Below are 14410 nucleotides of genomic sequence, written 5' to 3'. Positions count from 1 at the left end.
GGCGTTGCTAGGTTCCGGGCGGGGCGCGGCCGTGGGGCGGCTGTCCGTGCAGAAGGAAGAGGGGGATTTCCCATGGGCGTCGACCGGCTGAGACCCGTCACCGCCGCACTTGCGGCCGTCGCACTGGCCTCGGTGCTCACCGGCTGTCAGGGGGGTTCCACCTCCGCGACCCCGGGGAGGACGTCCAAGCCGACCAGCACGTCGGGGGTGAAGAAGCCGACTTCGGGGGTGAAGAAGACGTCCAAGCCGGTGACGGCCAAGCCCAAGGCCAAGAAGCCCGATGTCGACCTTCCCGACCCCGAACCGTCCGACTGCGTCCACACGGCCCCGGGCCCCGCGGACATCGTTCCCGGTGAGGTCGCCGTCTACCGGGTCGAGGAGATCCCCGGCGTCACCGGGAAGGTGAACCTCGTCGTCCAGCAGGGCGCGTGGGCCTGCCGGGGTCCCTTCACCCCCGACGCCCGTTTCGTCGGTACCGGGGAGGAGCGCCGCTGGCCCCTCGACCGGGCCGCGTACGTCACCGTCACCGCCCCGATCGTCGACGGCCCCGAACGGCAGCAGATGGGCGTCCAGCAGCTGATCGGCTGGATCGACGCGCACCCGGACTCGGGGCTCGTGTTCCGTTACGAGACGGGGGACGACGGGGCGATCCGTCGCCTTGAGGAGGTCTTCCTCTCGTGAGGGGCTTCCTCCCTCGGTAGGAGGCCTTCTGAGGGGGCTTCCTCCAGGGGTTCCGCGTCCCCCGGGTTCCTCCGTTCCTTGAGGGGACGCACCGCTCCGGGTCCGTGGTCGGTGCGGGTGCGGGTGCGGGTGCGGGTGCGGGTGCGGGGGCGGGTCCGGTCACGGGCACCGGTGCCGCCCCGACGGGTGCGCTCAGAAGCCCTTGCAGGCGTGTGCGCGGAAGTCCGCCAGGGTCGTCGTCCGGACCCTCTCGCCGTCCTCGTCGACGAGGGTGTAGGACACCCGGTCCGGCGTCAGCTCCTTCAGGTCCGCCGGGGTGAAGGAGTGGGAGGACGTCGACCAGGAGCCGTCACGGGTCGCTCCGTAGAGGGTGTAGACCTGCCCCTCCTCCAGGGCGTGCGGTGGTGCTTCCGGGGTCCAGCCGTTGCCGCTGGCTTCCGTCAGGGGCCAGCTGGTGAAGCCGGTGACGGCTTCCGTCGAGTTCCAGAGGTCTTCGTACTCCGGTTCCGGCTCCGGCCCTGCTTCGTCCGCGGTGTCGTCCGCGGTGTCGTCCGCGGTGTCCGGCGGGGCCGGGTAGAGCACCGCTGCGTCGACCCGGTCGTGGCACACCAGGATCACGCCCACCGGCTTCCCGTCGGGGGTCACGGAGACGCCCGTGATTCCGGCCACCGGGACGGTGCAGCCGCCGAGCACGGGCAGCAATGCGGGGAGGAGGGCGGCCGGCGCCACCCGACGCAACCAGGGACTCATGGTCCCCATGATCCGGTCAGGGGCTCGGACACGGCGGAGACGTGACGAATCGTTACTGTGTGGAAGATGAACACGTCCGTCCGCCTTGAGCCGATCACCCCCGACAACGTCGAAGCGGCCCTGGCCCTGAGCGTCCACCCCCATCAGGAGCGGAACGTCGCCCCCGTCGTGAAGTCCTTGGCGGAGGCGTACGCCTTCGGGCCGCAGGCGTGGCCGCGGCTGATCTTCGACGGTGACCGCCCGGTCGGCTTCGTGATGGCCTTCCTGGACGTCCCGTGGAACGAGCAGCAGGACCGCGTCGACCGTCGCAGCGGGATCTGGCGCCTCAACATCGCCGCCGGCTCCCAGGGCAAGGGATACGGGCGCTTCGCTGTCGAGGCCGTCCGCGGGGAGCTGCGCCGGCGCGGGGAGCAGCGGCTCTTCGTGACCTGGGAGCCCGGAGAGGACGGACCGGGAGAGTTCTACCGCCGGCTCGGCTTCCGCACGACCGGCGAGTCCAGCGGCGGTCAGACGGTCGGCGTGCTGGACGTCTAGGCGGTGCCGGGTGAGGGGGTGGGGTGCGAGCGTCGCACCCCACCCCCTCACCGGTCAGCCCGAGCACCCCCCGCACTGGCACGGCCCGCCCGACTGGCAGCCGCAGCCACAGCCCGATCCGCACCCGCAGGCGCCGAGGACGGGCAGGAGCGGCGCCTCGCGCGGCGCTTCGGGCACGGAATCGGTCGACCTGGGGGATTCGGCCATGGGGTCCCTCCCTTTCGAGGCGAGCGTCGCCTCCCCCCATTGCATGCCCCGCCGGACCGGCGCATCAACGGCGCACGGGAGTCCCGTGCACCCGTGCGCCCTCCTTCGCCCTATGCGCCCTCCACCGGAGCGTCCGCCGACTGCAGCTCGTCCGCGTGCTCCCCCGTCACCAGGTACACGACCCGCTTCGCCACCGACACCGCGTGGTCCGCGAACCGCTCGTAGTACCGGCCGAGCAGCGTCACGTCCACGGCCGTCTCGATGCCGTGCTTCCAGCGGTCGTCCATCAGGTGCTGGAAGAGCGTCCGGTGCAGCAGGTCCATCTCGTCGTCGTCCTGCTCCAGCTGGAGCGCCAGGTCGACGTCCTTGGTGATGATGACTTCCGCGGCCTTGGCCATCAGGCGCTGTGCCAGCTGTCCCATCTCCAGGATGGTGGCGTGCAGGTCGCGCGGCACCGCCGTCTCCGGGAACCGCAGTCGGGCCAGCTTCGCCACGTGCTGCGCCAGGTCGCCGGAGCGCTCCAGGTCGGCGCTCATCCGCAGCGAGGTGACCACGATCCGCAGGTCCGTCGCCACCGGCTGCTGCCGGGCGAGCAGCGCTATCGCCCGCGCCTCCAGGTCGTGCTGGAGGTCGTCGACCTTCTGGTCCGCCGCGATCACGCTCTCGGCGAGCTTGAGGTCCGCGTCGAGCATCGCCGTGGTGGCGCGCCCGATCGCCGATCCGACGAGGCGGGCCATCTCGACCAGGCCCTCGCCGATCGAGTCCAGTTCCTCGTGGTACGCGTCCCGCATGGATGTCCCTCTCTACCTCTACGCAATGCTCCGGGGTCCGGGTGGGGCTCGGACCCCCACGGTCCCACGTTCGGCCCCCTACGCGTCCGGTTCCACCCGCTGATGTGAATCGACACTTTCTCCCAGGTGAACTCTGGGCGACGCGCGCCACTCCCGTCGCCAGGGCAAATGAATCGATCACATCTCCACGGTGAACTCTGGGCGACGAGTGTTCGAGGAGCCGCTCGGACGGCTGGGAGAGTGTCCTCGACCCCGCATAACCTGGGAGACATGGACGTGAACGCGGCGGTCGCCGCATTGGCAGCGATCGCCGGAGTGTGCACCGGCGTGATCGCCATGCTGGCGTTCCGCTGGAGCGAACGCGACCAGGCACGCCCCACCCGTACGTCACTGCACACCGACGCCGTGCTCCCGCCCGGCGTCGACACCGTGCTGTCCGTGCTGCGCTCCTCCGCGGTGGTCCTCGACGAGAGCGACTCCGTGGTGAAGGCCAGCTCTGCGGCGTACGCGCTCGGCCTGGTCCGTGGCGGCAAGCTGGCCGTCGAACCCATGTTGAACATGGCCCGGGACACCCGCAGGGACGGGGAGATACGGCAGGTCGAGCTGGACCTGCCGCGGCGCGGCACCGGACGCGGCGAGGCCCTCGCCGTCTCCGCCCGGGTCGCCCCGCTGGGCTCGCGCCTGGTGCTGCTCCTGGTCGAGGACCTCACGGAGGCCCGCCGGATCGAAGCGGTGCGACGGGACTTCGTCGCCAATGTGAGCCATGAGCTCAAGACCCCCGTCGGCGCGCTCTCCCTGCTCTCCGAGGCCGTCATGGACGCCTCCGACGACCCCGAGGCGGTCACCCGTTTCGCCGGTCGGATGCAGATCGAGGCGACCCGCCTCACCAACCTCGTGCAGGAGCTCATCGACCTCTCCCGGGTGCAGAACGACGACCCGCTGGAGGACTCCGAGCCGGTGTCCGTGGACGAGCTGGTCGCCGAGGCGATCGACCGCTCCCGGCAACCCGCCTCCACCAAGCAGATCACCATGGTCTCCGGCGGAGCCCCCGACCTCTACGTGTGGGGCAGCCGGGGCCAGCTGGCCGCGGCCCTCGGCAACCTCGTCGAGAACGCCGTCAACTACTCGCCGGCCCGCACCCGGGTGGGCATCGCCGCCCGCCACATCGCGGCGCCCGGTGGGGACCTCATCGAAATAGCCGTGACCGACCAGGGCATCGGCATCTCGGAGAAGGACCGCGAGCGGATCTTCGAGCGCTTCTACCGGGTCGATCCGGCCCGCTCCCGTGCCACCGGCGGTACGGGACTGGGGCTGGCCATCGTCAAGCACGTGGCCGCCTCGCACGGCGGCGAGGTCACCGTCTGGAGCACCGAAGGCCAGGGCTCCACCTTCACCCTGCGGCTGCCCGAGGCGGGCGCCGTACGGGACCGCCGGTCCGCCTCCTCTCCCACCCCCGATCCCATGACCGAACCGCTTCCCGCCCCGGAGGTCCTTCCGTGACCCGAGTGCTCGTCGTCGAGGATGAGGAATCCTTCAGCGACGCCCTGTCGTACATGCTCCGCAAGGAGGGCTTCGAGGTCGCCGTCGCGGCGACCGGGCCCGACGGCCTCGACGAGTTCGAGCGCAACGGAGCCGACCTCGTCCTCCTCGACCTGATGCTTCCGGGTCTGCCCGGTACCGAGGTGTGCCGCCAGCTGCGCGGCCGATCGAACGTCCCGGTGATCATGGTGACCGCCAAGGACAGCGAGATCGACAAGGTCGTCGGCCTGGAGATAGGGGCGGACGACTACGTGACGAAGCCCTTCTCCTCGCGGGAGCTCGTCGCCCGCATCCGCGCGGTGCTGCGCCGCCGCGGCGAGCCGGAGGAGGTCACCCCGGCGGCCCTGGAGGCCGGCCCGGTCCGCATGGACGTCGACCGCCACGTGGTGACCGTCTCCGGCGGGAAGGTCGACCTGCCGCTGAAGGAGTTCGACCTCCTGGAGATGCTGCTGCGCAACGCGGGCCGGGTGCTGACCCGCATGCAGCTCATCGACCGGGTGTGGGGCGCGGACTACGTCGGCGACACCAAGACCCTCGACGTCCACGTCAAGCGCCTCCGCGCCAAGATCGAACCGGATCCGGGCGCCCCGCGGTACTTGGTCACGGTCCGGGGCCTCGGCTACAAGTTCGAGCCGTAGGCCCCGCGCGGGTCCGCCCCCGCACCGGCCCGTCCTGTTCTCCGGCCCCTCCCCGTCCTCCCGTCCGTCCGGAGGCCCGGGGAGGGGCCGTGCCGCGTGCGGAGGTTCCGGTGGACCCGCAGGCCCTCACGGGGCCGGCCCCCGGAGAGCGGGCTCCGCGTCCCGGCACCGGCCGTGTGCGGGCGGGACCGGGGGCGGAGCCGGCCGGAAGCACGAGCAAGCACGAGGAAGCAGGAAGGGGCGCCCCCGGCCGGGGGCGCCCCTTCCTGCGTGCTTCGGTGGCCTCAGTGGCTGGCGTCCACCGGCGCCTCGGAGGACTCGCCGCCGTGCTCCGCACCGTGCTCGCCCTCGCCGGCGGGCGACTCGCTGGCGGTCGGCGTGGCGCCCGGGGGAGCCGGGACGATCTCGGGGCCGAAGTCCTTGAAGTAGCTCTTCGCCGGGACGACGAACGCGTTCAGACCGACGTCGCCGGTCCTGCTCAGCTTGAAGACGACCTGCTGCGCGTCGCCGTCGCGGGCGGCCTCGCTGCCGTTCTCGATCATGGCGGCGGCGTTGCCCTCGCCACCGATGACGACCGAGCCGCCGGCGGGGACGGTGATCGGGCCGGAGCCCTCGGCCGACTTCAGCGTCACGACCGAGCTCGTGCCCGGCAGGCTGATCGCGTCGATGGTCTGCGGCAGGCGGCCGTTGTTGAAGACGGTGGCCGAAACGGCGGCCGGGCCCTTGGCGCCGGGCTCGGGCTGGGTGATCACCAGCGCGTTCTGGATCTTGACGTCCTCCACCGTGACGGCGGCGTTGTCCGGACGGATCTTGAGCGTCTGCGCGTCGTTGCCCGCGCCACAGGCGGACAGTGCGGCGACGGAGAACACGATGGCGGTGGCGGCGAGGGCGCCGCGTCGAAGGCTGCGGCTCACGGCGGCGGCATCTCCTAGGACGTACGGACGGGAAACCGGGGAACAGCTAAAGGCGTGTCAGCGCGTTCAGGTTACCGAGCCGCACTCTCCGTCCCGCACCCGACCCGCCCCTAAGCGGCCAGACCAGTCGTCAGCGCCCCGCCGGGGCGCGGTGCACGGTCCCGTCGGAGGTCCCCGGCCGGACGCCCCGCCCCCTCCCGGTTCCTCACCCGGCCGGCCCTCCGCGAACCCTTACGGCGCTCGCCGTCCGTCCCGCCGATGTGGCCGGATCACGACGCATTGACCTGTTGTTCACATAACTGCCTTGATCAATTCCGAGGGCACCCCGCATTCCCCGGAGCCCGTCCTCCGGGAAATCCCCGACCGATCTCGACCGGTGTCGCTGATCAATTCCGGGAATCTTCCCGAGGTGCATCCGTACGAGTGAGCGATCTTCGAACGAAGTGGGCGAAGAAGGTCGCGCCGAACCGGACAAAGTGGGGCATTGGGCCTGTCTGGAGGGGCTCGGGATGTGTGTAACGTGCGCGTTTCTCTCCGTCCATGCAGCCGCTCCGACCTGCGAATACCGCCTTCCGGAAGGCCTTCGCAGCACGTTCGCATCATCGTTGTCAAGCCCCGAGATATGCCCTGACCTGCGAAAACGTCATTCAGAAGAAGCAGAATCCGTGTTACTCTGGATAGCCACGGAAGGGGTACCTGTCACATGACGTTCAAGGTTGGCGACACCGTGGTCTATCCCCATCACGGGGCCGCGCTGATCGAGGCCATCGAAACTCGCCAGATCAAAGGCGTGGACAAGACCTACTTGGTGCTCAAGGTCGCGCAGGGTGACCTGACGGTTCGCGTGCCGGCGGACAACGCGGAGTTCGTAGGCGTTCGCGACGTGGTCGGTCAGGACGGGCTGGACCGGGTCTTCGAGGTGCTGCGTGCACCGTACGCCGAGGAGCCGACGAACTGGTCCCGTCGCTACAAGGCAAATCTCGAGAAGCTCGCCTCCGGCGACGTCATCAAGGTCGCCGAAGTGGTGCGTGACCTGTGGCGGCGCGAGCGCGAGCGCGGGCTCTCCGCAGGTGAGAAGCGGATGCTCGCCAAGGCTCGCCAGATCCTGGTGAGCGAGCTGGCCCTCGCGGAGAACACGAACGAGGACAAGGCCGAGGCCCTCCTCGACGAGGTCCTCGCGTCCTGAGCCGCGTTCCCAAGTGAAGAGTCACGCTCTCAAGTGAAGCGATGCCGCGGTGCCCGCTGGCGTGCTGTGAACCCACACAGTGCAGTCGTCGGGCGCTGCGGCATGTTCGCGTCCGTATACGAACCGTATGCGTACGCGTACCGCTGAAGTAACCCGCACCCCCTGAACTTTCCCTACGCCCGAACCCCTGTGCCCACGCGGCCACGCCTCGACCGTCATCACGGAAAGGGCCCGGTCAAGGCGGAGCGTCCGGCACGGTGAAGGCCATACCCATGTCGGCCGCGGAAACAAACCTGCCGGAGTGCAACCGATGTCAGACGAAGCGCGTCCCCGTCGTACCGCCGTGGTGATCCCGGCCGCAGGGCGGGGCGTACGCCTCGGCCCGGGCGCCCCCAAGGCGCTCAGGGCGCTGGGCGGCACCCCCATGCTCATCCACGCCGTCCGCGCGATGGCCGCCTCCCGCGCGGTCTCGCTCGTCGTCGTGGTCGCACCCCCCGATGGCGCCGGCGCCGCCGAGGTCAAGCACCTCCTCGACGCCCACGCCCTCCCCGAACGCACGGACTACCTGGTCGTCCCCGGGGGCGACACCCGTCAGGAGTCCGTCCGCCTCGGCCTCGAAGCGCTTCCCGAGGGCATCACCACCGTCCTGGTGCACGACGCGGCCCGGCCCCTGGTCCCCGTGGACACGGTGGACGCCGTCATCGAGGCCGTGCGGGACGGTGCCGTCGCCGTGGTGCCCGCGCTGCCCGTCGCCGACACCGTCAAGGAGGTCGAGCCGGCCGAGCGGCCGGGCGACCCCGAGCAGGTCGTCGCCACCCCGGTCCGCGCCCGGCTCCGTGCCGTCCAGACCCCCCAGGGCTTCGACCACGACACCCTGGTCAACGCCCACGCCACCGTCGCCCTCACCGGTGAGGGCGCCACCGACGACGCCGGCATGGTCGAGCGGCTCGGCGCACCCGTCGTCGTCGTGCCCGGCCACGAAGAGGCCTTCAAGGTGACCCGCCCCCTCGACCTCGTCCTCGCCGAGGCCGTACTCGCCCGCAGGAGGGCCAACGATGGCTTCTGAGCCGATGATCCTTCCCCGTACCGGCATCGGTACCGACGTCCACGCCTTCGAGGAGGGCCGCGCACTCTGGTGCGCCGGCCTGCTCTGGGAAGGCCCCGACAGCGGCGGGTACGGCCTCGCCGGCCACTCCGACGGTGACGTCGCCGCCCACGCCGCCTGCGACGCCCTCTTCTCCGCCGCCGGGATCGGCGACCTCGGTGCCCACTTCGGCACCTCGCGCCCCGAGTGGTCCGGCGCCTCCGGCGTCACGCTCCTCGCCGAGGCCGCCCGGATCGTCCGTGCCGAGGGGTACGAGATCGGCAACATCGCCGTCCAGGTCATCGGCGTCCGCCCCAAGATCGGCAAGCGTCGCGCAGAGGCCCAGAAGGCGCTCAGCGAGGCGGCCGGCGCTCCCGTCTCCGTCTCCGGCACCACGACGGACGGCCTCGGGCTGACCGGCCGGGCCGAGGGGCTCGCGGCCCTCGCGACCGCCCTCGTGTACCCCGTCGTCACTCCCTAGCGCCCCCGGGCGCGGTGAAAACGTCACCGGCGACCCCGAAGAGGGCGCAGGGCACCACCATGCGCCCACTACCCTGGAGTGGTGACTATTCGCCTGTACGACACAAGCGCCCGGCAGATCCGTGACTTCACCCCGCTCACGCCGGGCTGCGTCTCGATCTACCTGTGCGGTGCCACCGTGCAGGCGGCCCCGCACATCGGCCACATCCGCTCGGGCCTGAACTTCGACATCATGCGCCGCTGGTTCGTCCACCGCGGCTACGACGTCACGTTCATCCGGAACGTCACCGACATCGACGACAAGATCATCAAGAAGGGCGCCGAGCAGGGCCGCCCCTGGTGGTCCATCGGATACGAGAACGAGCGTGCGTTCAACGCCGGTTACGAGGCGCTGGGCTGCCTCCCGCCGACCTACGAACCGCGCGCCACCGGTCACGTCCCCGAGATGATCGAGATGATGCGGGGCCTCATCGAGCGCGGCCACGCCTACGAGGCGGACGGCAGCGTCTACTTCGACGTGCGCTCCTTCCCGGGCTACCTGGAGCTGTCCAACCAGGACGTCGACGACCTCCGCCAGCCCGACGAGGGCGTCTCCGGCAAGCGCGACCCGCGCGACTTCGCCCTGTGGAAGGCGACCAAGCCGGGCGAGCCGGACTGGGAGACCCCCTGGGGTCGCGGCCGTCCGGGCTGGCACCTGGAGTGCTCGGCGATGGCCCACAAGTACCTGGGCCCCGCCTTCGACATCCACGGCGGCGGTCTCGACCTGATCTTCCCGCACCACGAGAACGAGATCGCCCAGGCCAAGGCCTTCGGCGACGAGTTCGCGCAGTACTGGGTGCACAACGCCTGGGTCACCATGAGCGGCGAGAAGATGTCCAAGTCGCTCGGCAACAGCGTGCTGGTGTCCGAGATGGTCAAGAACTGGCGCCCCATCGTGCTGCGCTACTACCTGGGCACCCCGCACTACCGCTCGATGATCGAGTACAGCGAGGAGTCCCTGCGCGAGGCCGAGGCGGCCTTCGCCCGCATCGAGGGCTTCGTCCAGCGCGCCACCGAGAAGGCCGGGACGACCGTCGCCCCCGCCGCCGAGCTGCCGGCCGCCTTCGCCGAGGCGATGGACGACGACCTGGGCGTCCCCCAGGCGCTCGCGATCATCCACACCACCGTCCGCCAGGGCAACAGCGCCCTCGCCGCGGACGACAAGGACGGGGCCATCGCCCGCCTCGCCGAGGTCCGCGCCATGCTCGGCGTGCTCGGCCTGGACCCGCTGGACCCGTACTGGGCCGAGGAGACGGGTGACGGCGAGGAGCTCCACGGCGTCGTCGACGCCCTCGTGCGCCTCGTGCTCCAGCAGCGCGAATCGGCGCGCGAGCGCAAGGACTGGGCGACCGCGGACGCGATCCGCGACCAGTTGAACCGGTCCGGCCTCGCCATCGAGGACAGCCCCGACGGCCCCCGCTGGACGCTGGGCAACCGTTAGAAGACGTGCCGCTCGGACCTCCGGGCGGCACACTTCAGTTACAGACCCACGCAACGCAACACCGAGGATGAGAGTAGTCATGGCCGGGAACAGCCAGCGCAGGAACCGTCGCACGTCCAACAAGAAGGGCGCTACGGTCGGCAGCGGTGGCCAGCGGCGCAAGGGCCTGGAAGGCAAGGGCCCGACCCCGCCCGCCTCCATGCGCAAGGGCCACAAGAAGAACCGCGTGGCCAACGCCCAGGCGCGGCAGGCCGCCACCCGCCGCCCCGTCGTCCGGCGCGGCGGCAAGGGCCTGTCCGAGATGGTCGTCGGCCGCAACCCGGTCTTCGAGGCCCTGCGCGACGGCGTGCCCGCCACCACCCTGTACGTGCAGCAGTTCATCGACAACGACGAGCGCGTGCGCGAAGCCCTCAACCTCGCCACCGGCCGCGGCAACATCAACATCATGGAGGCGCCGCGCCCCGAGCTCGACCGGATGACCAACGGCCTCAACCACCAGGGCCTCGTCCTCCAGGTCCCGCCGTACGAGTACGCGCACCCGGAGGACCTCGCCGCGGCGGCCTACGACGAGCACGAGGACCCGCTGATCGTCGCCCTCGACGGCGTCACCGACCCGCGCAACCTCGGCGCGGTGGTCCGCTCCGTCTCGGCCTTCGGCGGCCACGGCGTCGTGGTTCCCGAGCGCCGCGCCGCCGGCATGACCGCCGGGGCCTGGAAGACCTCCGCCGGCACCGCCGCCCGCACCCCGGTCGCCCGGGCGACCAACCTGACCCGCTGTCTGGAGCAGTACCAGAAGGCCGGCCTCACGGTCGTCGGCCTCTCCGCCGACGGCGACACCGAGGTCCACGAGCTGGAGGCCCTGGAAGGCCCCGTCGTCATCGTCGTCGGTTCCGAGGGCAAGGGCCTCTCCCGACTCGTCGGCGAGACCTGCGACTTCCTCGTCCGCATCCCGATGCCGGGGGGCGCCGAGTCCCTCAACGCCGGTGTGGCCGCGGGCGTCGTGCTGTACGAGGCCGCCCGCCGTCGCATGGGCTGACCCGAACGGAGGAATCACCCCGGCCGTGATCTTGACGGGTCTCGGACATTTGGCAACCGTCAAGGCAGTGTCCTAACCGCACATCACTCGGTTAGATGAGTGTGGACACCAGAACGCCCCGGCCGGGGTTCGACGATCAGCCTCCGCTGAGCATGGTCAAGGTGGATTCCGATCCCGCCCAGGTGATCGTGAACCACGCCAGCTTCCGTGTGCGGCTCGCGCCGGCCCCGCAGCCCAAGTTCGGCGCCGGCGCCCGCACCGCCGCCCTTGCCGGAGCCGCCGGCATCGCAGGGGGCGGCCCGCGCCGCCGCCCCGTCGTGTGGACCGGAAAGTCTTCGCCGGGAGCGACCGGCCTCCTCCAGGCCGTACGCGAGTCCTCCGTCGCCACGCTCGAACCGGTCGGCGGTCACGCCACCGCGGAGACCCAGGCCATCCCGCGCGTCGAAACCACCATGCCCACCCCCGTGGTGCCCGCCGAGGCCGCGCCCCTGCTGCCGCCGATGCGCCGTGCCGAGGGTGCCTACGACGAGGTGCACGAGCTCGGACCGGAGCCCGTCGGGCCCTACGGGGCGGAGGCGCCGGACGACCGTGCCGACCGGCGTCAGGGCCGGGACGACGTCCGGAACGGCTACTACCCCGGCCGGCGGATGAACCTCGGGGTGGTCCTCCTCCCGCTCCGCGTCTTCCTCGGCTTCATCTCCATCTACGCGGGCATGGGCAAGCTCTGCGACCCCGTCTACTTCGACGGCGGCGAGCGCGGCTCCATGGTGAAGTGGCTCACCTCCCTCCATCCCTGGGCCCTTGCCGAGCCGCTCCGTGACTTCGCCCTCCAGCACCCCGTGGGCGCGGGGCTCACCGTCGCCTTCCTCCAGGTCGTCGTGGGCGTCCTCACGGTCCTCGGGCTCTGGCAGCGCGTCGCCGCCGTCGTCGGTGCCCTGCTGTCCGCCGCGCTCCTCCTGACGGTCAGCTGGCGGACCGTCCCGGTCTACGACTCGGCCGACATCATCTACCTGGCCGCCTGGTCGCCGCTGATCATCGCGGGCGCCCCCGTCTACTCCCTGGACGGCCGCCTCGCCGGCGAGGCCTGGCGCACCCTCGGCCCCCGTGCCGAACTCTGGGAACTCCGTCGCCGCGTCACCCGGCGGAGCACCCTCCTCGCCGCCGTCGTCGTCGGCCTCACCCTCCTCATCGGCTCCGTCCTCGGCGGTGCCGTCCGCTCCACCGAGATGGTCACCGTCCCGGGCCCCAACGACGACCCGATCAACCACCTTCCGGGCCAGCCGCTTCCCCAGGAGCCGGCCAGCCGCGCCCCCTCGAAGGCCCCCTCGAAGGCCCCCGAACCCGAGGCGACCACCGAAGCCCCGGCGCGCAGCGAAGAGACCCAGGAGGCCACCCGGCCCACCGAGACCACCCGTGAGTCCACCCGGACGCGGGAGCAGCGGCCGACGTCCACCCAGGGCACCAGCACCGGTGGCACCAGCCGTCCGCCCGCGCAGTCGCAGCCGGCGCCGCCGCCGTCGACCAGCGACACCCCGACCAGCACCGGCGGCACTTCGGGCGGGGGCTCGACCGGATCCACCACCACCCCATCCGAGAGCGGTTCGACGACGGGCGGAGCACGGAACCCGATCGGCGGCCTGTTGGGCTGACACGGCCGCTGCGCGACGGAAGGGCGGTACCGCGGGGCTGCGGTGCCGCCCTTCCGTCGCGCCCGGACGGGGTGGTGCGGCAGACGGTGCGTCAGGGCTTCTGCGCGGCCAGTTCCTTGGCGGCCTCCGTCAGGTCCTTGGCGGTGTCGATGGCCCTCCAGTAGGCGCCCTGGGGCAGCGGGAAGCCCGCCAGCCGGCGTTCCCGGGCGAGGCGGGGGAAGGTGGTCCGTTCGTGGTCGCCCAGGTCGGGGAGGAGCTCCGTGAAGGCCGCGGAGAAGACGTACACGCCCGCGTTGATCAGGAACGGCGAGGGCGGCGCCTCGATGAAGTCGGTGATGTGGCCGAAGGTGTCGGTCTCGACGGCGCCCCACGGGATGCGGGGGCGGGCCAGGGCGAGCGTCGCCAGGGCGTCCCGCTCGGCGTGGAAGGCCGCCATCTCGCGCAGCGAGAAGCGGGTCCAGATGTCGCCGTTGGTGGCGTACCAGGGCTGGTCCGGTTCGGGCAGGTGGGCGGCGGCGTACTTGAGGCCGCCGCCGCGGCCGAGGGGCTCGGTCTCGACGACCGTCGTCACCTTCAGCGGCAGGTCGGCGCCGTCCAGCCACTCCTGGAGCACTTCGGCGAGGTGACCGCAGGAGACGACGGCGTCGGTGACGCCCTCGGCGGCCAGCCAGGAAAGCTGATGGCCGATGATCGGGGTCCCGGTGCCCGGGATCTCGACCATCGGCTTGGGGCGGTCGTCGGTGTAGGGGCGGAGCCGTGAGCCCTGGCCGCCCGCCAGGACCACGGCCTGCGTCGGAGTGGTGTGCATACGGGGAACGATAGGCGCCCCGTAGGCATCGGTCCGGTCAGCTCGCGGGGATTCAGCTCGCGCGCATCACGCCGCTCGCGTAGGAGGTGTCGCAGACCGGGCGGGAGTAGGACTGGGCGCGGGAGGGGCCGTACTGCTCGACGGCGGCGCGGCCGAGGGCGCGGGCGATGGAGAAGCAGTACTGGGCGAGGGAGGGGCGGTTCTCCACCTCGCGCTGCAGGTGGGTGAGGGCCGTGCCGGGGTCCTTCTCCTGAAGCTCTGCGAGGAGCCGGTCGCGGAGAATATCCTGCGGGGCACGGGACTCGGCCTGGGTGGCGAAGTCGGCGGAGGAGGCCGTGAGCTGGGTCCCGGAGTCCTGGCCGGCCCACGGAACGGCGGACACCGCGAGCGTTCCCGAGAGCACCAGGACGACGGGCAGGACGAGGGCGAGAGAGCGGCCGATTCGGCGGGCAGTGTGCGTCACGCAGGCGAGCGTAGCGGCCGGTAGTGATATGGCGACATTTAGTCACTCTCGCGAGGGATGGTTCGAGGCGGCTTTTCGAATTCCCTGTTGACGCGGGGGTGGGCTCGGGGCCCTGAATGCCGGGGTTTTCCGCAGTGGGCCGATATAAACGGGCGGCCCCGCATCCGTGG

15 protein-coding genes are annotated in these 14410 nt (G+C 71.4%); 10 read left to right on the top strand and 5 right to left on the bottom strand.

Annotated elements, in window-relative coordinates; translation table 11 throughout:
• The first annotated feature begins 72 nt into the window (after positions 1 to 72).
• A complete protein-coding gene (locus ACFW22_RS23545) occupies positions 73 to 681 on the top strand; it encodes a hypothetical protein (protein WP_386407980.1) in 609 nt (202 codons plus the stop codon).
• Positions 682 to 873: 192 nt separating this feature from the next.
• Here ACFW22_RS23545 and ACFW22_RS23540 read toward each other — a convergent pair whose 3' ends face one another.
• Positions 874 to 1431 carry a hypothetical protein gene (locus ACFW22_RS23540; protein WP_386407978.1) on the bottom strand — a complete coding sequence of 186 codons (558 nt, stop codon included), beginning with the start codon at positions 1429 to 1431 and terminating at the stop codon, positions 874 to 876.
• 66 nt (positions 1432 to 1497) lie between these two features.
• On the opposite strand from ACFW22_RS23540, the gene ACFW22_RS23535 reads away from it, so the two are divergent.
• The gene (locus ACFW22_RS23535; protein ID WP_386407976.1) at positions 1498 to 1965 is read left to right on the top strand and encodes a GNAT family N-acetyltransferase; all 468 of its coding nucleotides are present in this window, start codon (positions 1498 to 1500) and stop codon (positions 1963 to 1965) included.
• 317 nt (positions 1966 to 2282) lie between these two features.
• Here the strand turns inward: ACFW22_RS23535 and phoU are convergent, their stop codons facing one another.
• On the bottom strand, positions 2283 to 2963 hold the full coding sequence (gene phoU, locus ACFW22_RS23530) for a phosphate signaling complex protein PhoU (RefSeq protein WP_386407974.1): 681 nt from the start codon (positions 2961 to 2963) through the stop codon (positions 2283 to 2285).
• A 270-nt stretch (positions 2964 to 3233) separates the two neighbouring features.
• On the opposite strand from phoU, the gene ACFW22_RS23525 reads away from it, so the two are divergent.
• The gene (locus ACFW22_RS23525; RefSeq protein ID WP_386407972.1) at positions 3234 to 4463 is read left to right on the top strand and encodes a sensor histidine kinase; all 1230 of its coding nucleotides are present in this window, start codon (positions 3234 to 3236) and stop codon (positions 4461 to 4463) included.
• On the top strand, positions 4460 to 5140 hold the full coding sequence (locus ACFW22_RS23520; protein WP_017242433.1) for a response regulator transcription factor: 681 nt from the start codon (positions 4460 to 4462) through the stop codon (positions 5138 to 5140). The genes ACFW22_RS23525 and ACFW22_RS23520 overlap by 4 nt, the downstream gene beginning before the upstream one ends.
• Positions 5141 to 5424: 284 nt before the next feature.
• Here the strand turns inward: ACFW22_RS23520 and ACFW22_RS23515 are convergent, their stop codons facing one another.
• Positions 5425 to 6054, bottom strand: a complete 630-nt coding sequence (locus ACFW22_RS23515; protein ID WP_386407970.1) for a DUF461 domain-containing protein — start codon at positions 6052 to 6054, stop codon at positions 5425 to 5427.
• 703 nt (positions 6055 to 6757) lie between these two features.
• Between ACFW22_RS23515 and ACFW22_RS23510 the strand changes: the two genes are divergently transcribed.
• From ACFW22_RS23510 to ACFW22_RS23485, 6 genes are all read left to right on the top strand, one after another.
• Positions 6758 to 7240: a CarD family transcriptional regulator gene (locus ACFW22_RS23510; RefSeq protein WP_003953493.1), complete on the top strand. Its 483-nt coding sequence runs from the start codon at positions 6758 to 6760 to the stop codon at positions 7238 to 7240.
• A gap of 310 nt (positions 7241 to 7550) precedes the next feature.
• Positions 7551 to 8306 (top strand): 2-C-methyl-D-erythritol 4-phosphate cytidylyltransferase, encoded by a 756-nt coding sequence (gene ispD / locus ACFW22_RS23505; protein ID WP_386407968.1) that lies wholly within the window; start codon positions 7551 to 7553, stop codon positions 8304 to 8306.
• Positions 8296 to 8805 carry a 2-C-methyl-D-erythritol 2,4-cyclodiphosphate synthase gene (ispF, locus tag ACFW22_RS23500; protein WP_386407966.1) on the top strand — a complete coding sequence of 170 codons (510 nt, stop codon included), beginning with the start codon at positions 8296 to 8298 and terminating at the stop codon, positions 8803 to 8805. Before ispD ends, ispF begins: the two co-directional genes overlap by 11 nt.
• Before the next feature lie 81 nt (positions 8806 to 8886).
• Entirely contained in the window at positions 8887 to 10284 is a 1398-nt protein-coding gene (gene cysS / locus ACFW22_RS23495; RefSeq protein ID WP_386407964.1) for a cysteine--tRNA ligase, read from the top strand.
• A 79-nt stretch (positions 10285 to 10363) separates the two neighbouring features.
• The gene (gene rlmB, locus ACFW22_RS23490; protein WP_386407962.1) at positions 10364 to 11320 is read left to right on the top strand and encodes a 23S rRNA (guanosine(2251)-2'-O)-methyltransferase RlmB; all 957 of its coding nucleotides are present in this window, start codon (positions 10364 to 10366) and stop codon (positions 11318 to 11320) included.
• 95 nt (positions 11321 to 11415) lie between these two features.
• Positions 11416 to 12969, top strand: coding sequence for a DoxX family membrane protein (locus ACFW22_RS23485; RefSeq protein ID WP_386407960.1), 1554 nt, complete (start codon positions 11416 to 11418; stop codon positions 12967 to 12969).
• 91 nt (positions 12970 to 13060) lie between these two features.
• Here ACFW22_RS23485 and ACFW22_RS23480 read toward each other — a convergent pair whose 3' ends face one another.
• Entirely contained in the window at positions 13061 to 13777 is a 717-nt protein-coding gene (locus ACFW22_RS23480; RefSeq protein ID WP_386407958.1) for an NDP-sugar synthase, read from the bottom strand.
• Positions 13778 to 13829: 52 nt separating this feature from the next.
• Positions 13830 to 14240: a hypothetical protein gene (locus ACFW22_RS23475; RefSeq protein ID WP_384887955.1), complete on the bottom strand. Its 411-nt coding sequence runs from the start codon at positions 14238 to 14240 to the stop codon at positions 13830 to 13832.
• Between the last annotated feature and the right edge of the window lie 170 nt (positions 14241 to 14410).

Source organism: Streptomyces sp. NPDC058872 (genome assembly GCF_042743065.1).
GTDB lineage: Bacteria > Actinomycetota > Actinomycetes > Streptomycetales > Streptomycetaceae > Streptomyces.
This window is presented reverse-complemented; position numbering and strand designations above follow the sequence as displayed.